This is a genomic window from Mesorhizobium sp. M0119, assembly GCF_040322615.1.
Lineage (GTDB): Bacteria > Pseudomonadota > Alphaproteobacteria > Rhizobiales > Rhizobiaceae > Mesorhizobium.
Genome location: NZ_JAMYTU010000032.1, coordinates 1 through 16,629, shown reverse-complemented (window position 1 = coordinate 16,629; position 16,629 = coordinate 1). Strand labels below are relative to the sequence as shown.

The window sequence follows — 16,629 nt, the reverse complement described above, 5'->3', positions numbered from 1 at the left end:
CTCCCCGTCCTTCACGGGGAGAGGGTAAGGGTGAGGGGCAGCGCAAACGCCCAAGATTGGCAGGGCGATGGAACCCCGCCTTCGACCAGCCTGCCTCCCTTCGCCAGAACGAAATTGTTGATCCAGGCCGGATTTTTGCGCGCGCCTCCGGCCGAACTGCGCTAAAGGCTTTTTTGGCCGGACCAGCGCCCATCGTGGAAGTGCCCCGCCGGCCGACATCGCCGCCACGGGGCCTTTTTCCATGACCACAGAATCCCAAGTACCATCCGACCAGCGCTATGCCGCCTTTCGCCACCGGCCGTTCCTGAGCTACTGGGCGGCGCGCTTCCTCTCGACATTCTCCACCCAGATCGTGTCGGTCGCCGTCGGCTGGCAGATCTACGATCTCACCCGCGACCCGTTCGACCTCGGCCTTGTCGGCATCGTCCAGTTCCTGCCTTCGCTGCTGCTGGTGCTGGTCACGGGCGACGTTGCCGACCGTTTTGGACGCCGCCTGATCATGGCGCTGGCGGTGCTGGTCGAGGCGGGCTGCGCCTTGGCCCTGCTGCTGTTGACGCTGCGCGGCCTCTCCGGGCCGATGCCGGTCTTCATCGTGCTCGCCATGTTCGGCATCGCGCGCGCCTTCTTCGGGCCGGCCTCGTCATCATTGTTCGCCAATCTGGTGCCGCCGGAGGATTTCGCCAACGCCATCGCCTGGAACTCGTCCGCCTGGCAGACGGCGACCATCGTCGGGCCAGTGGCCGGCGGCCTGCTCTACGGGCTTTCGGCCGAAGCCGCCTACACCACGGCGGCCGTGCTGATGCTCATCGCCGCCGTGCTGATCTTCACCATCCCGAAGCCCGCCCAGCGCAGCCGGACCGACAGGCCGACGGTGCAGACCCTGTTCGCCGGCTTCGGCTACATCTGGAGCGAAAAGATCGTGCTCGGCGCGATTTCGCTCGATCTGTTCGCGGTGCTCCTGTCCGGCGCCTCGGCGCTGCTGCCAGTCTACGCGCGCGATATCCTTGAACTCGGCCCGTGGGGGCTCGGCCTGTTGCGCTCGGCGCCCGGCGTCGGGGCCATCTGCGTCGCCATATGGCTGGCCGGACACCCGATCCGCAACCATGCCGGCCTTGTCATGCTCGGCTTCGTCGCGCTGTTCGGCGCGTTCACAGTTCTGTTCGGCCTCTCGACCATCACCTGGCTGTCGATCGCAGCCCTCGCCTTGCTCGGCGCCACCGACATGTTCAGCGTCTATATCCGCGAGACGCTGATCCAGCTGTGGACGCCGGACGACGTTCGCGGCCGCGTCAACGCCGTCAACCAGGTGTTTGTCGGCGCCTCCAATGAGCTCGGCGAATTCCGCGCCGGCACCATGGCCGCGTTGATCGGCACGGTTCCGGCCGTGGTGGTCGGCGGCGTCGGGGCGGTCGCTGTCGCCGGTCTATGGGCGGTGCTGTTCCCGCAGCTGCGCAAGGTGCGTCATCTCAGGGGGCGAAACTGATTACCGCAGCGCCGGCTTACCAAATATCATCGGCAGGAACTCGCCGAGCCAGCGCTTGAGGTGCATGTCCCAGATCAGCCGGCCGCCGAGATGGTCGCGGCCGGGCTGGGCGCCGGGCAGTTCGAAGCGGTGCGCGCCGCGCACCACCCAGCGCTGCATCATCGCCCGGGTCAATTCGCCATGGAACTGGATGCCCCAGGCATTGTCGCCGTAGCGGAAGGCCTGGTTGGGATAGGTTTCGGCCGTCGCCAAAAGCGTCGCGTCTTTGGGCAGCGAAAAGCCCTCGCGATGGAACTGATAGACCATCTCCGGCCAATGCATCAGCCTGCTGCCCGCTTCGGTCGCCTTCAGCGGATACCAGCCGATTTCGACCAGGCCCTCGCCATGGCCCTCGACCCTGCCGCCAAGATGCTTGACCAACATTTGCGCGCCGAGGCAGATGCCAAGCAGCGGCCGGTTCTCGTTGAGCGGAATTTTGAGCCAGTCGGTCTCGCGGCGGACGAACTCGTCGCCGTCATTGGCGCTCATCGGCCCGCCGAACACCACGGCGCCGGCATGGCCATCCAGCGTCTGCGGCAAGGCCTCGCCGAGCGGCGGGCGGCGGATGTCGAGATCGAAGCCTTCCTCGATAAGCATATGGCCGACCCGCCCCGGGCTCGAATGCTCCTGATGCAGCACGATCAGGATCTTTGGTCTCGGGCTTGGCTTGGGCGGCATTGGAAGGCGGGATCCTGTCTATTCGTCGCTCGACGTTCCGGCAGCACCAGGAGCCGCGGCGGCCGCCTTGAGGCGCGCCTCGACACGATCGCGACGTTCGACGCCGATCAGCTCGGCGACCCGCCAGACGGTATTGTCCTCGAGTTCGTGCAGCTCGCCATCGGCATAAACGATCTCCCACATCAGGCCGATGAAGGCCTTTCGCGCCTCGGCGTCGAGATGGCGCTTGAGCACGCTGGTGAAGGCGTAGAGGTCGATCGCCTCATTGTCGGCCCGCTCGCCGGCAGCCGCCAACGCGTCGAGTTCGTCGCCGCTGATCGAGTAGCTTTCCGCCAGCACCTTCTTGAACCGCTCCCATTCGGTATCCTGGCGCACCCCGTCGGCGTTCATCACATGGAAAAGCAGGGCGGACGCCGCAATGCGCGGATCGTCGGCGCTGGGGCTGTCGCCACCACCGGACGGCAGATCCCTTAGAAACGACAGAACGCGTTCGAACATCAAATCATTCCCAATAAGCCCGGGTCCGCTCGACCCTGATCAGAACAAACGAAACCGGCGCGTCGATTTATCCGCCGCTTCGTCGGGATCGACGCCGGGGTCGTCGGGCAGCCGCGTCAATTCCTGCGCCGGCTCGACGGCCTCGGCATCTTCCGGCACTTGGGCAAACGCCGCCGCGGTGACCGGTGTCAGATGATCCTCGCCGGCACGGTTTTCCGGCCTCTCCTCGGTCACCGCGCTCGGCGTCTCGGCAGCAACCGCTGTGGGCTCGATCGCCTCGGCTGTTTCCTCTACCGGCTTAGCTGGAGCCGCGATGGCCGGCACCGGTGCCTCCGGCGTCTCTTCATGGCTGTCGATCAAATGGCCAAGCCGCTCCATCGGCGCCCGCCATTCGAATGCGTCGAGCCTGCCGGTGATCGGCGATACAGGAGCCCAGCGTTCCGAGACGACGCCGTCGGCGACCCAGGCCGGGTCGCGCGGCGCCCTCACCGCCTTCGACAGCAACTGCCGCACCTTGCCCTGGTCGCCGCTCTCGGCCTCCTCGATATCGGCCAGCAGCAGATAGGCGCCTTCGCGGCGATCCATGCGGATGGCGGCTTCCGCCTCGCGGCGGGCGGTTGAAAAATCCTGCGCATCGAGCGCGGCGCGCGCCACGGCAAGCGAGGACTCGGCATGGTTCTTCTTCAGCTCCTGCAGTTTCTTTGCCCGGTTCAGCCGGTCGAGCACGGCATCGCCCGGCCTGGCATAGGTGTAGAGCTCGGCGATCTCCGGGTGCGGCTCGGCCTTCCACGCCGCCTCGAGAATTTTCGAGCCCTTGCGCACGTCGTTCTGCCGAAACAGCAATTTTGCCGCGACGACCGCCGCCGGCGCGAAATCCGGCCGCAGCCGGTTGGCTTCCAGAGCCGCCGTCCGGGCGGCATTGGCATCGCTGTCGATCAACGCCTGCGCCTTGGCGGTCAGCAGCACGGCGCGGCGTCGGTTGGCCGCATCGCGCTCGATCTGCCGGGTCGACTTCTGGGCGTCGACCAGTTTCAGCGCACCGTCCCAATCGCCGCGGCCGGTCAGGTCTTCCAGCGTCGATTCGGCCGCCCATGCCAGTTGCGGCGCCACTGCCGCGGCACGACCCGCGTAGTGGCGCGCCGCATTGCGGTCGCCGAGCCGCTCGGCCTCGAGATAAAGCCCACGCAGGCCGAGCAGCCGCATTTCGGGATCGTCGAGCATGGTCTCGAATTTTTCACGGGCGCCCTCATGGTCGCCTTCGAGCAGCGAGGCCTGCGCGTCGAGCAGCTGGATCAGCGGCTCCTGGTCGGAACGAATCAGCTTTGCCGCCTCCTTAGTCTTCTTGCGGGCGAGCGCGCCATCACCGGCACCAGCCGCGATCATCCCGGTCGACAGCGCCTGATAGCCGCGGTCGCGGCGACGCACGCGGAAATAGCGCGAGATCGTATAGGGGCTGTTCCACAGCGCCTTGACCAGCCACCAGACGATCATCACCGCGGCAACCACGGCAACGACCGCCACCGCCGCGACCATCAGGCTGACCTGGTATTGATAGCCGTTGAAGGTGACGAGCATTTCACCCGGCCGGTCGGCCAGCCAAGCGAAGCCGAGCCCGAGCGCAAAGACGACGGCGAGGAAGGCGAGGATGCGGATCATTGGGTTCCTCACGCCTTCATCGCGCCGGCGATGAGCGAATCGATCTGCGTCTCCACCTCCATCCGCGCTTTCAGCTTGCCGGCAAAGTCGGCGCCGGCGGCCTTGGCCGCGTCAGGCAGGGTTTCGTATTCGCTGAGCGCCTTGGCGTAGTCCCCCTGGTTGACCGCGACCTCCATGCGGGCGACGGTTTTCGGGACGCCGGTGCCTTCGACGGCGCCAATCGGCCTGACCTTGACCAGCGATTCGGCGCTCGACAGCAGCTTTTGCAGGATGCCGGCATTCTGGTCGACGGGCGTCGCGGCAGCGACCATGGCGTTGGCGGCGGCGTCCTCGTCGGCGGCGATCTCGGCCCGCGTCGGGACGCCCTTTTCGGCATAGGCGCGCAGCGTCGCGATCTCGGGCGCATCGGGGGAGATCGCGGCAAAGGTTTCGAGCTCGGCGGCGAACGGCGCACCACGGTCGAGCGCTACCTTGAGCGCCGAGGCGGCAATGGCCAGCGCGATCTTCGGCTGCGAAGCCTGTGCATCGACCTTGCCCGAGAGCTGTGAAACCGACTGTTCCAGCGCCGCAAGCCGACCGTCCTGCGCCTTTGCCGTCTCGCCGGCGGATTTCACCAGCGCGTCGAGCGCGGCCAGTCTTTCGTTGAGCGGGCCGAGATCGACCGGCGCCGTACCGCCGGCCTTGCCGAGGGCCGCGACTGCCGTCTCGATCTGCCGGACCTTGTCGCCAAGTGCTGCCACCCCGGCATTGTCGCCGGCGCCACCTTGCTCGACCGCCGACTTCAGCGCCGCAACGTCCGCCCTGACCTGGTCCAGCGCCGACGACAGCCCGTCCACCTTGGCCGATGCGTCATTGTTGGCGCCGGCCTGTCTGAGGTCCGCGACCTCGCGTTTCAGCGAAACGATCTCACCATTGACGGCGTCGAGCGACACGGGGCCCGACCCCGGCGCACCGAGCAGGCCGGCAAATTGCAGCCCGCCGGCCGCGGCGAGCGCGATGACGCCGCCGACAATACCGGCGACGATGCCGTTGATGCCGCTCCGCTTCGGCTGCGCTGCCATGTGGTCGCCCCCCGTCTCGGCTGTCTTCTCGCCGGAGCCTCGAATCCCCGGTTCGTTGGCCCCGGTTCCGCTGGATGCATCTTCGAAACTGTAGTCGGAAACCGTGGAGCGCCCGGCCGGCGCATCCGAACCGGCGGGGTAAGGGGTTTCCGTTTCCCTGGTAGAATCGGCGCCGGCATCCGCCGGCTCTCGCGTGCCGGCCGGCGCGGCTGCGTCGGCATGTTCCCATGGCTCGAGATCGGTCTGGTCGGCATGCACCGGCTCTTCAGGCGGCTCCGGCTGCGAGGCGTTCGCCGCTTCTTCGGCCCGCGCCTCGTCGGTCTGCGAGGTCGCGACATCTTGTTCGTCGGCGACTCGCGAGACGGCGCCGGGCTCGAGCTCGATGGTCACCGGCTCGCGGCGGCTCTTGGAATGCCGCATCTTCGGCGTCTTGACCATGCTCGGGCTCCGCAAAATTCGCTTCGGGATGGTTTGAAGGGTCTAGCACATCACCAAGCGGTGAAAAGGGGCGGCGTGATGACGCCACGGCTTGGAGTTCAGTTTTGGCAAAACGCCGCAGCGATTTTGGGAGATGCCATGCAGGACCAGAAACGAAAAACCCGCCTCGGCGGCGGGTCGTTGGGGCGAATCAGCACCATGAGTGCTTTTCTAGCATAGCTGCCGGCACAAAGCAAGAACAAAATAGCTGTGTCACGGACAATCGCCCCAGCTTAGCTGCGGAATGTTTCAGGAGCCAGCAGGAGGTATGCCAACGTCCGGAACAGGCGGATGCCGGTCAGCGTGACGCCTGCAAAAGCCCCAGCAAGGCATCCTCGCTGGGCTCAGGCGCAATCCGGAGCCTTTCGCCGGCGACATGGTCCAAGGCCGCGGCAATGCGCCCCGACAAGGCGAAAAACCGCGTGTCCTGAAAAAGGTCACGCAGCACCGGCCGGCCAGCCAGGGCCTGCATCGCCATGGCCGCCTTGGCCGAATAGAGCAGCACCGCCTCGACCGGCCGGGTGGACAGGCGCGCAAGCACGGCCTCGTCGGAATAATCCAGCGCAAAAGTGTCGTAGGTCTCGACGGCGCGAACCTGAACGCCTGACGCCAACAGCCGCTCCTCGAAGTCCGGAAACCGCACCCGCCCGCAGAGATAGACCATCGTCTGCCCGGCAAAACCACCAGCAAGTGCATCGGCCAGCGCCTCGGCATTGCCCGGCCCTTCGCCGACCGACAGAAACCCGGCAGCCCGGGCGGCTTCCGCCGTCTTCCTGCCGACGGCGTGGCAGGGCAAGCCGGCGAGCGCCGCGATGACCTCTTTCGGCGCATGGCGAACGGCATTGGCGCTGGTGACCGCGACCGCCGCCGCGGCGTCAGCGAGCGCGCCGGCGTCAACCGGCAGCGCCACCGTTTCGGTCAGCGGCAGCAGGATCGGCTGAAAGCCGGCATCCGCAAGCCGGCGCGCCGTGCGCGAGGCGCCCGGTTCGGGCCTCGTCACCAGGACGCGGAGCATGTCAGGTCCAGCCGTCGAAGAATGTTTCGCCGGCTTTGGCCCGAACGGTCGCCGCGGCTTCCGCGCCAATGCGCGCCGCCTCCTGCGCCGGCCCTTGCAGCCTGACTTCATGCGACTGTGTGCCATCGGGCGAGATGATCAGCCCGGCAAAGGAAATCGTCCCGCCCGATATCGTCGCATGGCCGGCGATCGGCGTACGGCAGGACCCGTCGAGCGCCGCCAGGAAGGCGCGCTCGCAGGCCAGCGCCTGGCCGGTCGGCACGTCGTGGATTGCCGTCAGCATCTGTTCCACGTCGCGGTCGCCGATACGGCTTTCGATGCAGATCGCGCCTTGTCCCGGCGCCGGCGGAAAGACCTCGAGCGGCATCAGGTCGGTGACGACATCTTCGAGCCCGAGCCGCTTCAGCCCGGCATAGGCGAGGATGGTGCCGTCGGCGATGCCCTCGTCGAGCTTGCGCAGCCGCGTCTGCACATTGCCGCGAAACATCACCACCTCGATGTCCGGCCGCATCCGCCGGATCAGCGCCTGGCGCCGCAGCGACGACGAACCGACCCTGGCGCCTTGCGGGAGGCCGGCAATCGTTCGCGCCGCCTTGCCGATGAAGGCATCGCGTGCGTCCTCTCGCGGCAGGAAGGCGGACAGTTCCAGCCCTTCGGGCAACAGCGTCGGCATGTCCTTCGACGAATGCACGGCGATGTCGATGCGGCGCGCCAGCAGCGCCTCCTCGATCTCCTTGGTGAACAGGCCCTTGCCGCCGGCTTCCGACAGCGGCCGGTCCTGGATGCGGTCGCCGCTGGTCGAGATGACGACCACCTCGAACGCCTTGGCCGACATACCGTGCGCGGCCATCAGCCGCGCCTGCGTTTCATGCGCCTGCGCCAGCGCCAGCGGGCTGCCGCGTGTTCCGATTTTCAAGGTTGTTTGCATGACGCGCCGTCCGTGATAACCCGCGGCAGATCGAGGCCGTTTTCCGGGCTTTCTCCTATCGGGGAAAGGCCGGTTGCACAATCATCGAGGACAGCGACGAATTGATCCGCGTTCTGGGCATCGAGACGAGTTGCGACGAGACCGCCGCCAGCGTGGTGGCGCTGGACGGTCGCGGCACGCCGCAAATCCTGTCGAACATCGTGCTCAGCCAGATCGAGGAGCATGCTGCTTTCGGCGGCGTCGTGCCGGAGATCGCCGCGCGCGCCCATGTCGAGGCGCTCGACGGTATCATCGAAGCAGCGCTGGCCGATTCCGGCGTCGACCTCGCCGACATCGATGCGATTGCCGCCACCGCCGGTCCCGGTCTTGTCGGCGGGCTGATTGTCGGCCTGATGACGGCAAAAGCAATCGCCGCGGCAGCCAAAAAACCGCTGATCGCCATCAACCATCTCGAAGGCCATGCGCTGACGGCCAGATTGACCGACGGGCTCGACTTTCCCTACCTCTTGCTGCTGGTCTCCGGTGGCCATACCCAGATCGTCGCCGTGCGCGGCGTCGGCGACTACCAGCGCTGGGCGACGACCATCGACGACGCGCTTGGCGAGGCCTTCGACAAGACGGCCAAGATGCTCGGCCTGCCCTACCCGGGCGGACCGAATGTCGAGCAGGCGGCTGCAACCGGCGATGCGGCGCGTTTTGCCTTTCCGCGCCCGATGAAGGGTTCGGTGCAGCCCGATTTTTCCTTCTCCGGCCTCAAGACCGCGGTGCGCCAGGCGGCAACGGCGATCGCCCCGCTGAGCGACCAGGACGTCGCCGATATCTGCGCCTCGTTCCAGGCGGCGGTGGCGGATGCGCTGGGCGACCGTGTTGCGCGGGCGCTGACCAGGTTCCGTCAGCAATTCCCGGACAAGGCCGAGCCTGCGCTGGTTGTCGCCGGCGGCGTCGCCGCCAACCGGACGATCAAGACGACATTGCAGGGCCTGTGCGAGCGGGCCGGGTTCAGCTTCGTCGCGCCACCGCTTAACCTCTGCACCGACAATGCGGCGATGATCGCCTGGGCCGGCATCGAGCGGCTGCGCGCCGGCATATCAGGTGAAAACGCCGCCGATTTCGTGCCGCGCTCGCGCTGGCCGCTGGACAGCATCTCGGCCCCGATGGTCGGCTCGGGCCGGCGCGGGGCCAAGGCATGACCGGCAGCGAGCACAAGGCGCCAAGCGGCTGGCGCGTCGCCGTGCTCGGCGGCGGCGCCTGGGGCACGGCGCTGGCGCTGGCCATGCTGCGCGCCGGTCATTTCGTCCGCCTCTATGCGCGCGACCCGGAGACCGTCGCGGCGCTCGACCGCGGCGAAAATCCGCGCTATCTGCCGGGTATCGCGCTCGATCCCGGCATCGTGGCGACGAGCGACATCGAGGCCGCGCTCGACGGCGCCGACTGCGTGCTGGCGGTGGCGCCGGCGCAATCGTTGCGGATTATGCTGACGGCCGCGTCCAGCCATATGCCGAAAGGCATCCCGCTGGTCCTCTGCGCCAAGGGCATCGAGCGCGACACCGGCGCGCTGCTGTCGTCCATTGCCGAGGAAATACTGTCGGCAAATCCGGTCGCCGCTTTGTCCGGCCCAAGCTTTGCCACCGACGTCGCCAGGGGCCTGCCGACGGCCGTGGTGGTCGCCGCCCGCGACGAGGCTCTGGCCACCGACCTTGCCGCCCGTTTCTCGGCTGAAAACCTGCGCTGTTATTCGAGCGACGACCTGATCGGCGTCGAGATCGGCGGCGCACTGAAGAACGTCTTTGCCATTGCCGCGGGTGCCGTCACCGGCGCCGGGCTCGGTGCCAGCGCCCAGGCGGCGATGGTGACGCGCGGCTTCGTCGAATTGCGCCGCATCGGTGCCGCCTTTGGTGCAAAGCCGGAGACGCTGATGGGGCTTTCCGGCCTTGGCGACCTGCTGCTCACCTGCTCGTCCGCGCAGTCGCGCAATTTCGCTTATGGGCTGGCGCTTGGGCGAGGCAAGCCGCTTGCCGGCTTGCCCCTGGCTGAAGGCGTGCCGACGGCGGCAATCGCCGCCCGCATCGCCGGCGAGCGCCGGATCGACGCGCCGATCATCGCCGCCGTCGCCGCCATACTGGACGGCACCATAACCATAGACCAGGCTGTGACGGCGTTGATGACCAGGCCGCTCAAAACCGAAACCGACATGTAATCCAGAACGATACCGGAGCTGAAAAGATGCTGTTTGCGTTGATTTGCAAGGACAAGCCAGGAAGCCTGCAGGTGCGGCTCGATACGCGGCCCAAGCACCTTGCTTTCCTGGAAGGGCTGAACGGCGACAAGAAATTGGCCTTCGCCGGCCCGTTCCTCGACGCAGACGGCAAGCCGAACGGCACTCTCGCCGTTGTCGAGGCCCCCGATCTGGCTGCGGCAGAAGCCCTATCGGCGGCCGATCCCTATACCAAGGCAGGGCTGTTCGAAAGCGTCGAAATCCGGCAGTGGAACTGGAGCTTCAACAAACCTGTGAGTGAATGATCGTTCGTTCGCGCTGCCCCTCATCCGCCTGCCGGCACCTTCTCCCCGTGAAGAACGGGGAGAAGGGAGAAGCTCCAGCGCTGGCGACCCCTCTCCCCGTCCTTACGGGGAGAGGGTAAGGGTGAGGGGCAGCGCCAACGCTGGATAGTGACAAACCGACAACGGCAACGGGACAACTGAGATGAACTACTGGCTGTTCAAATCCGAACCCTCGGTCTTCTCCTTCGAAATGCTGAAGGCCAAGGGCAAGGCCGGCACGCAATGGGACGGCGTGCGCAATTATGCGGCGCGCAACAACATGAAGGCGATGCAGATCGGCGATCTCGGCTTTTTCTACCATTCCAATGATGGGCTCGACATCGTCGGCATCGCCGAAGTCTGCGCTCTGGCCCATCAGGACAGCACCACCGACGATCCCCGCTGGGAATGCGTCGATATCCGCGCCTTCAAGGACATGCCGAAGCCGGTGACGCTGGAGCAGGCCAAGGCCAATCCAAAGCTGGCCGACATGGCGCTGGTGCGGCTCGGGCGGCTGTCCGTGCAGCCGGTGACGCCGGCCGAATGGCAAGAGGTTTGCCGCATGGGCGGCCTGACGCCGGCGCCATGACGGCGCTGACGCCGGACAGCGCCAGGAAATTCATCCTCGACAACACGGCGCTGATGGCGCCGCCGCATGTGCCGGAGATCCGCCTGCACCTGGCCGACGAGGCACATGAATTATGGCAGCGGACAGAGGACGAGCTGACCGAAATCGGCCTGCCGCCGCCCTTCTGGGCTTTTGCCTGGGCCGGCGGCCAGGGCCTTGCCCGCTACATCCTCGACAATCCGGCGGCGGTGCGCGACAGGCGCGTGCTCGACTTCGCCTCCGGCTCCGGCCTTGTCGCCATTGCCGCAGTGAAGGCCGGAGCTGCCGAGGTGATCGCCGCCGACATCGACCCGTTCTGCGCGACCGCGATCCGCCTCAATGCCGAGGCCAATGGGGCCGAGATAAAATTCCTCATCGGCGACTGCATCGGCACCGATGCCGGCTGGGACGTGGTGCTGGCCGGCGACGTCTTCTACGACAAAACTTTCGCTGACAGGCTGATGCCGTGGTTCGTCGCGCTGAAGGCGCGCGGCGCCGACATTTTCGTCGGCGATCCCGGCCGCTCGTATCTGCCGAAGGCCGGGCTGGAACCGCTTGCCGTCTACGAAGTGGCGGTGACGCGGGCGCTGGAGGACGCCGAGGTCAAGCGCACCACCGTCTGGCGCTTTGCTTGACGGCGTCGCCGAACAGGCGTTCCATCGCGCAATCGACCGGAGGGAACCATGGATTTTTCAGCAATCAATTGGCTGGCGGTAATCGTCGCCGCCGTCGTGGCATGGCTGTTCGGCGCGGCCTGGTATATGGGCTTGAGCAAGCCGTGGCTGAAGGCCGCCAAGCTTGATCCGGCGACGATGAGCAAATCGATGCTGCCCTTCGTCGTCTCCTTCATCGCGGAGATCGTGATGGCGCTGGTCATGTCGCTGATCATCGGCGCCGTGACCGGCGGCGAACCGAGCCTGCTTGCAGGGGTGATCTTCGGCTTCGTTCTCTGGCTGGGGTTCGTCGCCACGACGCTTTCGGTCAACCATCGCTACGAAGGTTTCGGCTGGGATCTGACGCTCATCGATGTCGGCCATTGGCTTGGCGTGATGCTTCTCATCGGCGCGGTGATCGGCTGGTTCGGCGCGGCGGCGGCGGTCTGACCCTCAGGTCGGGGTCCTGGCGATTTCCTCGAGAAGCCAATCGCGAAAGGCGACGACGCGCGGATCATTCGCCGCACTTTCCGGATAGACCAGGAAATAAGCAAATTCGGGTGCGACCTTGATGCCGAGTTCGAAGGGCCGGATCAGCCGGCCTTCGGACAGGTCGTTTGCCACCATGGCGAAATCGGCGAGCGCGACCGCGTTGCCGTCGAGCGCGGCCTGGACGGCATCCGTCGAGTTGCCGAACACGATGGTCCGGCTGTCGTCGAAATCGTCGACGCCCGCCGCCGCCATCCATATGCTCCAATTCGGCCAGGTGACGCCTTGGCGCGACCACTCGATATGGGCCAGCGTATGATGGAACAGATCGCGCGGTTCCTTGAGCGGCGGCCCTGACCGCAGCAAGGCGGGGCTGCAGACGGGAATGATGACGTTTTCGAACAGCCGGTGCGAGCGAAGCCCCGGATACTTGCCGGTGCCGAAACGGATGCCGAGATCGACGTCGTCGCGATCGAAGTCGCGCACCTCGTAGCTGATGTCGAAACGCAGCTCGATCGCCGGATGCTGCTTGCGAAAATCGTCGACGCGCCGCATCAGCCACTTCGTCGCGAATTGCGCATCGAGGGTGACCTTCAGCAGCGCCGATCCGCGCGCCGTCTTCTGCGCCCGTGAGACGGCCCGGCCAAGCAGGTCGAGCGTATCGGTCGAAGCTTCGAACAGCAGCGCGCCCGCCTCGGTCAGCCGGATCGTGCGGCTGGTGCGTGTGAACAGCACGATGCCGAGCTGATCCTCGATTTCCTTGATCTGGTGGCTGACCGCTGCCGGCGTCAGGCCGAGCTCGTCGGCGGCGCGGGTGAAATTGAGGTGCCGGGCCGCTGCCTCCAGCGTCCGCAGCGCACGGGTTCCAGGCAACAGGCGCGCCATCAGTGCCAGACGAGGCGGGTTCGATCGAGCATTCCAATCCTCAAACAAAACTTGAAGATGCAGAAAAAACTACTCGTTTCCCGTTTGAATTTCAATCCGCCATGATCTGAGCATCGAAGAAACATCAAACCGGATTTGATGTCCGGAGAAGCGGATTGCACCATGTCTGACATCGCCTTGCGCTCTGTAATCCTCCGCCCGGCCTGGCTGCGCGCCGTGCTTGACTGGCTTGGCCACGCGAGAATCGCGGTCAATCTTCCCTCCGAGAATGTCGAGGATCTCTCCGATCGCCAGCTGCGCGACATTGGCGGCGAACGCAAGGACATCGCACGCGCCATGGACCGCGAACTCGGCCGGCTCGGTCTTCTCGACATAGGATGGCAAAGGAGTAGGGGAGTAGGGGAGTAGGGGAGTAGGGGAGTAGGGGAGTAGGGGAGTAGGAAAAGCTAAGCGGCGCGCCCGCGCCTGTCTTACCCCTTACTGCCTTACTGCCTTACCTGCCCTATTCCCCTACTCCCTTATTCCCCTACTCCCTTACCTCACCACCCTTACCACCGTCCGCTCCGACAGCAGCGGCAGCAGCCGTGCCATGGTGCGGGCTGTTACCGCGACGCAGCCTTGCGTCGGCGTGAAGCCGGGGCGCGCCAGGTGGAAGAAGATGGCGCTGCCGCGCCCGCGCCGGCGCGGCACAAAGTTCCAGTCCAGCACCAGGCAGGTGTCATAGAGCTCGTCGGCGCGCAGCATCCGCTCATGGCTGGCGCCATAGGGGATTTTGACCGGGCGGTTGTAGTTGCGGTCCTCGGGCACTTCGCACCAGCCGAGGTCGCGGCCGATCGGCGTCATCGCCAGCCGCGTCCGGCGGCCGCCGGCAAAACGGTCGCCACGAAAATATCCCGACAATATCCGCATCGAGGCGAGCGGCGTGGCGCCGTCGCCCTCGCGCTTGCCGGCCGAGATGCCGCCATGCCCCAGCGCACATGGAAACACGAGTTTGCCGGCCTGCAGAAAGCCCTGGCTGGCATGGCCAGGCCGCGCGCGCACCGTAAGCACGGTGAGCCCTTTCGGCAAAATTGCGCCGACTGCATTGCGATCTTGTTTTTTCTTGTATGATCGTGCCACGGAACAAATCACTGTGAACGGCTGTTGTGCCGGTCAGCTTCCGCATAAACAGGCAGCGGTCAACTGAAATCTCTTTTCAAAACAACGGATTGATCCATGACTTCACGCACCATTCTGATCGTCGACGACGATGACGACCTGCGCGGCACCCTTGTCGAGCAATTGTCGCTTTATGAGGAATTCGACGTCCTGCAGGAAGCGACCGCCGCCAAAGGCATCGCCACGGCGCGCGGCGGGCTCATCGACCTGCTCATCATGGATGTCGGCCTGCCCGACATGGATGGCCGCGAGGCGGTAAAGATATTGCGCAAGGGCGGCTACAAGGCGCCGATCATCATGCTGACCGGCCATGATACCGATTCCGACACCATCCTTGGCCTCGAGGCCGGCGCCAACGACTATGTGACGAAGCCGTTTCGCTTTGCCGTGCTGCTGGCCCGCATCCGCGCCCAGCTGCGCCAGCACGAACAGAGCGAGGACGCCACTTTCTCGGTCGGCCCCTACACGTTCAAGCCCAGCCAGAAGCTTCTGATCGACCCGCGCGGCGCCAAGGTTCGGCTGACCGAAAAGGAAGCCTCGATCATCAAATATCTCTACCGCGCCGACCAGAAGGTGGTGACCCGCGACGTGCTGCTGGAGGAAGTCTGGGGTTACAATTCCGGCGTCACCACGCATACTCTGGAAACTCATGTCTACCGGCTGCGCCAGAAGATCGAGCGCGATCCTTCCAACGCGGAAATTCTCGTGACAGAAAGCGGCGGCTACAAGCTGGTTCCTTAAACATTTCATTATTCAAATAAGCGATCCGGGCGGGGCGCTTTTCGGGTACGGTCCTGAGGCTGGAGGTGGTTGTGGATCGGCCTCGTAGGGGAGGAGTCGGACTGACGGTTCGGGGACATAGCTAGATGGCGCTGGATGACGATATCCGCATCCTGTCCACCGTGAGGCTCTTCGAGGGCTTTACGCAGGAACAGCTGCGTCTGCTCGCCTTCGGCGCCGAAACCACCAAGTTGCAAGCCGACCACAAGCTTTACCGCGAGGACGACGAGGCTGATTGCGCCTACATCGTGATCAGCGGCCGCATCGTCCTCTACCGCGAGCACGACGGCGAGCGCATTCCGATCGGCACCGCCGGCCCCGGCACCATGCTCAGCGAGCTGGCGCTGATCGCCGATACCAACCGGCTGACCAGCGCCTCCGCCGAAATCGATTCGGAAGTGCTGCGGCTCAGCCGCAAGATGTTCCGCCGCATCCTCGAGGAATACCCGGAGCTGGCGGTTCACCTGCACCAGCGCATCTCGGAGGATTTCCAGGCGATGATCCGCCGCATCGAGGAACTTGGGCCGCGTTTTGCCGGCTAATGTAGCGCCTCTGGCCTAGCCAGAATGATTTCGGAACCGTGAGGGCTCAAGGCCGGTGCGTTGCGGAAACAAGCTCGGCCTTGCGCCGCGCCGTCTCCAGTCCGAGCGCAATGAAGCGGCGCGCATGTTTGGCCAGCTCCATATTGTCGGTCCACAGATTGCGCCAGATCGCGGTTTTCCGCGACAGGTTCTCGTCGACGATTTCCGAGGAGAAGGATTCGAAGCTGAGGTCGTCGCTGTAGCCGATGGCGGTCAGCGCATCGAATATCGCGGCAAAATCGATATTGCCGGTGCCGAGGAAGCCGCGATTGCTCTCGCCGATATGGACATAGCCGATCTTCCTTGCGGCGTTGCGAATAGCCAAGCCGACATCGGCCTCCTCGATGTTCATATGGAAGCTGTCGAGATGCAGGAAGATGTTGTCGGATCCGCTGTCCGCGATGAAGGCCATGCCTTGCGCGGCGGTGTTGAGCAGATTGCTTTCGAAGCGATTCACGATTTCGAGGTTGAGGGTGACGCCGGCTGACTTTGCCGTCTCCGCCACCTCGGCAAGCGTACCGGCGCTGCGGTCCCACTGGTCGCGCGTCGGCGCCTCGCTTTGCAAGCCGTGGCTGGTACTGAGGATGCCGGCAACCTTCTGGCCGCCGAGATCGCGGGTCAGCGCGATCGTATGTTTCAGGATTTCGACGCCGTGCGCGGCAATCGTTTTGTCGGCGCTCGAAATATCGCCGTCGGCAGGCAGTCCAATGCTGATCGCGACGCCGAGGCCGAAATCGGCGATCCGCTTGGCCAAGCCGTCAATGTCGACATTGGCGGGGTCGAGATAGGAGAATTCGATCAGGTCGAAGCCGGCCTCCCTGGTGTTGGCCAGCGTCCGCTCGAGGTCGCCCTGCGCCGAGCTCGCCGACCAGACGAATGAATGGATTCCGATGCGCGACATGATCGTCTCCGGTTATTCCAGCGGACCCAATGCCAAAGCGGTTTTGGCAATCCGATGCTCGGACAAAAAAGGTGGGGGCGGGGCTAACAGCCCCCCCCCCCCTGGGGGGGGTTTACTGGTGGGGGGCCACCGGGCGAATTCTTCGAAATATTGGGGGGGGGGGGGGATGGGGGGGGGCGGGCCCGCGGGGGCGCCGCGGGGG

19 protein-coding genes are annotated in these 16,629 nt (G+C 65.5%); 10 read left to right on the top strand and 9 right to left on the bottom strand.

All coding sequences use genetic code 11. From position 1 onward, the window contains the following. Positions 1-241: 241 nt before the first annotated feature. Positions 242-1,483 (top strand): MFS transporter, encoded by a 1,242-nt coding sequence (locus tag NKJ40_RS23910; protein WP_352468166.1) that lies wholly within the window; start codon positions 242-244, stop codon positions 1,481-1,483. Here the strand turns inward: NKJ40_RS23910 and NKJ40_RS23905 are convergent, their stop codons facing one another. From NKJ40_RS23905 to hemC, 6 genes are all read right to left on the bottom strand, one after another. Then, positions 1,484-2,200: a glutamine amidotransferase gene (locus NKJ40_RS23905; RefSeq protein WP_292657163.1), complete on the bottom strand. Its 717-nt coding sequence runs from the start codon at positions 2,198-2,200 to the stop codon at positions 1,484-1,486. A gap of 18 nt (positions 2,201-2,218) precedes the next feature. Further along, a complete protein-coding gene (locus NKJ40_RS23900) occupies positions 2,219-2,698 on the bottom strand; it encodes a tellurite resistance TerB family protein (protein ID WP_352468165.1) in 480 nt (159 codons plus the stop codon). 39 nt (positions 2,699-2,737) lie between these two features. Beyond that, on the bottom strand, positions 2,738-4,354 hold the full coding sequence (locus NKJ40_RS23895) for a heme biosynthesis protein HemY (RefSeq protein WP_352468164.1): 1,617 nt from the start codon (positions 4,352-4,354) through the stop codon (positions 2,738-2,740). An 8-nt stretch (positions 4,355-4,362) separates the two neighbouring features. After that, positions 4,363-5,853 carry a COG4223 family protein gene (locus tag NKJ40_RS23890; RefSeq protein ID WP_352468163.1) on the bottom strand — a complete coding sequence of 497 codons (1,491 nt, stop codon included), beginning with the start codon at positions 5,851-5,853 and terminating at the stop codon, positions 4,363-4,365. A gap of 337 nt (positions 5,854-6,190) precedes the next feature. Continuing rightward, the gene (locus tag NKJ40_RS23885) at positions 6,191-6,907 is read right to left on the bottom strand and encodes a uroporphyrinogen-III synthase (RefSeq protein ID WP_352468162.1); all 717 of its coding nucleotides are present in this window, start codon (positions 6,905-6,907) and stop codon (positions 6,191-6,193) included. Between the two features lies 1 nt (position 6,908). After that, the gene (hemC, locus tag NKJ40_RS23880; RefSeq protein WP_352468161.1) at positions 6,909-7,835 is read right to left on the bottom strand and encodes a hydroxymethylbilane synthase; all 927 of its coding nucleotides are present in this window, start codon (positions 7,833-7,835) and stop codon (positions 6,909-6,911) included. A gap of 104 nt (positions 7,836-7,939) precedes the next feature. Here hemC and tsaD point away from each other — a divergent pair, with 104 nt between their 5' ends. The 6 genes from tsaD (at position 7,940) to NKJ40_RS23850 (ending at position 12,083) form a co-directional block, all read left to right on the top strand. Beyond that, positions 7,940-9,025 carry a tRNA (adenosine(37)-N6)-threonylcarbamoyltransferase complex transferase subunit TsaD gene (gene tsaD, locus NKJ40_RS23875; RefSeq protein WP_352468215.1) on the top strand — a complete coding sequence of 362 codons (1,086 nt, stop codon included), beginning with the start codon at positions 7,940-7,942 and terminating at the stop codon, positions 9,023-9,025. Then, positions 9,022-10,032 (top strand): NAD(P)H-dependent glycerol-3-phosphate dehydrogenase, encoded by a 1,011-nt coding sequence (locus NKJ40_RS23870; RefSeq protein WP_352468160.1) that lies wholly within the window; start codon positions 9,022-9,024, stop codon positions 10,030-10,032. The genes tsaD and NKJ40_RS23870 overlap by 4 nt, the downstream gene beginning before the upstream one ends. A 26-nt stretch (positions 10,033-10,058) precedes the next feature. After that, positions 10,059-10,355: a YciI-like protein gene (locus tag NKJ40_RS23865; protein ID WP_352468159.1), complete on the top strand. Its 297-nt coding sequence runs from the start codon at positions 10,059-10,061 to the stop codon at positions 10,353-10,355. Between the two features lie 181 nt (positions 10,356-10,536). Beyond that, entirely contained in the window at positions 10,537-10,962 is a 426-nt protein-coding gene (locus NKJ40_RS23860; protein ID WP_352468158.1) for an EVE domain-containing protein, read from the top strand. After that, positions 10,959-11,615, top strand: coding sequence for a class I SAM-dependent methyltransferase (locus NKJ40_RS23855; protein WP_352468213.1), 657 nt, complete (start codon positions 10,959-10,961; stop codon positions 11,613-11,615). The genes NKJ40_RS23860 and NKJ40_RS23855 overlap by 4 nt, the downstream gene beginning before the upstream one ends. 48 nt (positions 11,616-11,663) lie before the next feature. Next, positions 11,664-12,083, top strand: a complete 420-nt coding sequence (locus tag NKJ40_RS23850; RefSeq protein ID WP_352468157.1) for a DUF1761 domain-containing protein — start codon at positions 11,664-11,666, stop codon at positions 12,081-12,083. 3 nt (positions 12,084-12,086) lie between these two features. Here the strand turns inward: NKJ40_RS23850 and gcvA are convergent, their stop codons facing one another. Then, the gene (gcvA, locus tag NKJ40_RS23845; RefSeq protein WP_352468156.1) at positions 12,087-13,007 is read right to left on the bottom strand and encodes a transcriptional regulator GcvA; all 921 of its coding nucleotides are present in this window, start codon (positions 13,005-13,007) and stop codon (positions 12,087-12,089) included. Positions 13,008-13,169: 162 nt separating this feature from the next. Here gcvA and NKJ40_RS23840 point away from each other — a divergent pair, with 162 nt between their 5' ends. Then, entirely contained in the window at positions 13,170-13,415 is a 246-nt protein-coding gene (locus tag NKJ40_RS23840) for a hypothetical protein (RefSeq protein ID WP_352468154.1), read from the top strand. Positions 13,416-13,541: 126 nt separating this feature from the next. On the opposite strand, the gene NKJ40_RS23835 is transcribed toward NKJ40_RS23840, so the two are convergent. Next, positions 13,542-14,078: a L,D-transpeptidase family protein gene (locus tag NKJ40_RS23835; RefSeq protein WP_352468211.1), complete on the bottom strand. Its 537-nt coding sequence runs from the start codon at positions 14,076-14,078 to the stop codon at positions 13,542-13,544. 144 nt (positions 14,079-14,222) lie between these two features. On the opposite strand from NKJ40_RS23835, the gene NKJ40_RS23830 reads away from it, so the two are divergent. Both NKJ40_RS23830 and NKJ40_RS23825 read left to right on the top strand, forming a co-directional pair. After that, positions 14,223-14,906, top strand: a complete 684-nt coding sequence (locus tag NKJ40_RS23830) for a response regulator transcription factor (RefSeq protein ID WP_254817802.1) — start codon at positions 14,223-14,225, stop codon at positions 14,904-14,906. Between the two features lie 125 nt (positions 14,907-15,031). Next, positions 15,032-15,487 (top strand): Crp/Fnr family transcriptional regulator, encoded by a 456-nt coding sequence (locus NKJ40_RS23825; RefSeq protein WP_352468153.1) that lies wholly within the window; start codon positions 15,032-15,034, stop codon positions 15,485-15,487. 46 nt (positions 15,488-15,533) lie between these two features. Here NKJ40_RS23825 and NKJ40_RS23820 read toward each other — a convergent pair whose 3' ends face one another. Then, complete coding sequence (locus NKJ40_RS23820; protein ID WP_352468152.1) at positions 15,534-16,427, bottom strand: sugar phosphate isomerase/epimerase family protein; 894 nt, start codon at positions 16,425-16,427, stop codon at positions 15,534-15,536. Positions 16,428-16,629 lie beyond the last annotated feature (202 nt).

Excerpts from the sequence above, each read along its gene's own strand:
- NKJ40_RS23910 (WP_352468166.1), top strand. The coding sequence starts at position 242 with ATGACCACAGAATCCCAAGTACCATCCGACCAGCGCTATGCCGCCTTT.
- NKJ40_RS23865 (WP_352468159.1), top strand. The coding sequence starts at position 10,059 with ATGCTGTTTGCGTTGATTTGCAAGGACAAGCCAGGAAGCCTGCAGGTG.
- NKJ40_RS23870 (WP_352468160.1), top strand. The coding sequence starts at position 9,022 with ATGACCGGCAGCGAGCACAAGGCGCCAAGCGGCTGGCGCGTCGCCGTG.
- NKJ40_RS23820 (WP_352468152.1), bottom strand. The coding sequence starts at position 16,427 with ATGTCGCGCATCGGAATCCATTCATTCGTCTGGTCGGCGAGCTCGGCG.
- NKJ40_RS23860 (WP_352468158.1), top strand. The coding sequence starts at position 10,537 with ATGAACTACTGGCTGTTCAAATCCGAACCCTCGGTCTTCTCCTTCGAA.
- NKJ40_RS23895 (WP_352468164.1), bottom strand. The coding sequence starts at position 4,354 with ATGATCCGCATCCTCGCCTTCCTCGCCGTCGTCTTTGCGCTCGGGCTC.
- hemC (WP_352468161.1), bottom strand. The coding sequence starts at position 7,835 with ATGCAAACAACCTTGAAAATCGGAACACGCGGCAGCCCGCTGGCGCTG.
- NKJ40_RS23890 (WP_352468163.1), bottom strand. The coding sequence starts at position 5,853 with ATGGTCAAGACGCCGAAGATGCGGCATTCCAAGAGCCGCCGCGAGCCG.
- NKJ40_RS23825 (WP_352468153.1), top strand. The coding sequence starts at position 15,032 with ATGGCGCTGGATGACGATATCCGCATCCTGTCCACCGTGAGGCTCTTC.
- NKJ40_RS23900 (WP_352468165.1), bottom strand. The coding sequence starts at position 2,698 with ATGTTCGAACGCGTTCTGTCGTTTCTAAGGGATCTGCCGTCCGGTGGT.
- NKJ40_RS23830 (WP_254817802.1), top strand. The coding sequence starts at position 14,223 with ATGACTTCACGCACCATTCTGATCGTCGACGACGATGACGACCTGCGC.
- NKJ40_RS23855 (WP_352468213.1), top strand. The coding sequence starts at position 10,959 with ATGACGGCGCTGACGCCGGACAGCGCCAGGAAATTCATCCTCGACAAC.
- NKJ40_RS23850 (WP_352468157.1), top strand. The coding sequence starts at position 11,664 with ATGGATTTTTCAGCAATCAATTGGCTGGCGGTAATCGTCGCCGCCGTC.
- NKJ40_RS23840 (WP_352468154.1), top strand. The coding sequence starts at position 13,170 with ATGTCTGACATCGCCTTGCGCTCTGTAATCCTCCGCCCGGCCTGGCTG.
- NKJ40_RS23885 (WP_352468162.1), bottom strand. The coding sequence starts at position 6,907 with ATGCTCCGCGTCCTGGTGACGAGGCCCGAACCGGGCGCCTCGCGCACG.
- gcvA (WP_352468156.1), bottom strand. The coding sequence starts at position 13,007 with ATGGCGCGCCTGTTGCCTGGAACCCGTGCGCTGCGGACGCTGGAGGCA.
- NKJ40_RS23905 (WP_292657163.1), bottom strand. The coding sequence starts at position 2,200 with ATGCCGCCCAAGCCAAGCCCGAGACCAAAGATCCTGATCGTGCTGCAT.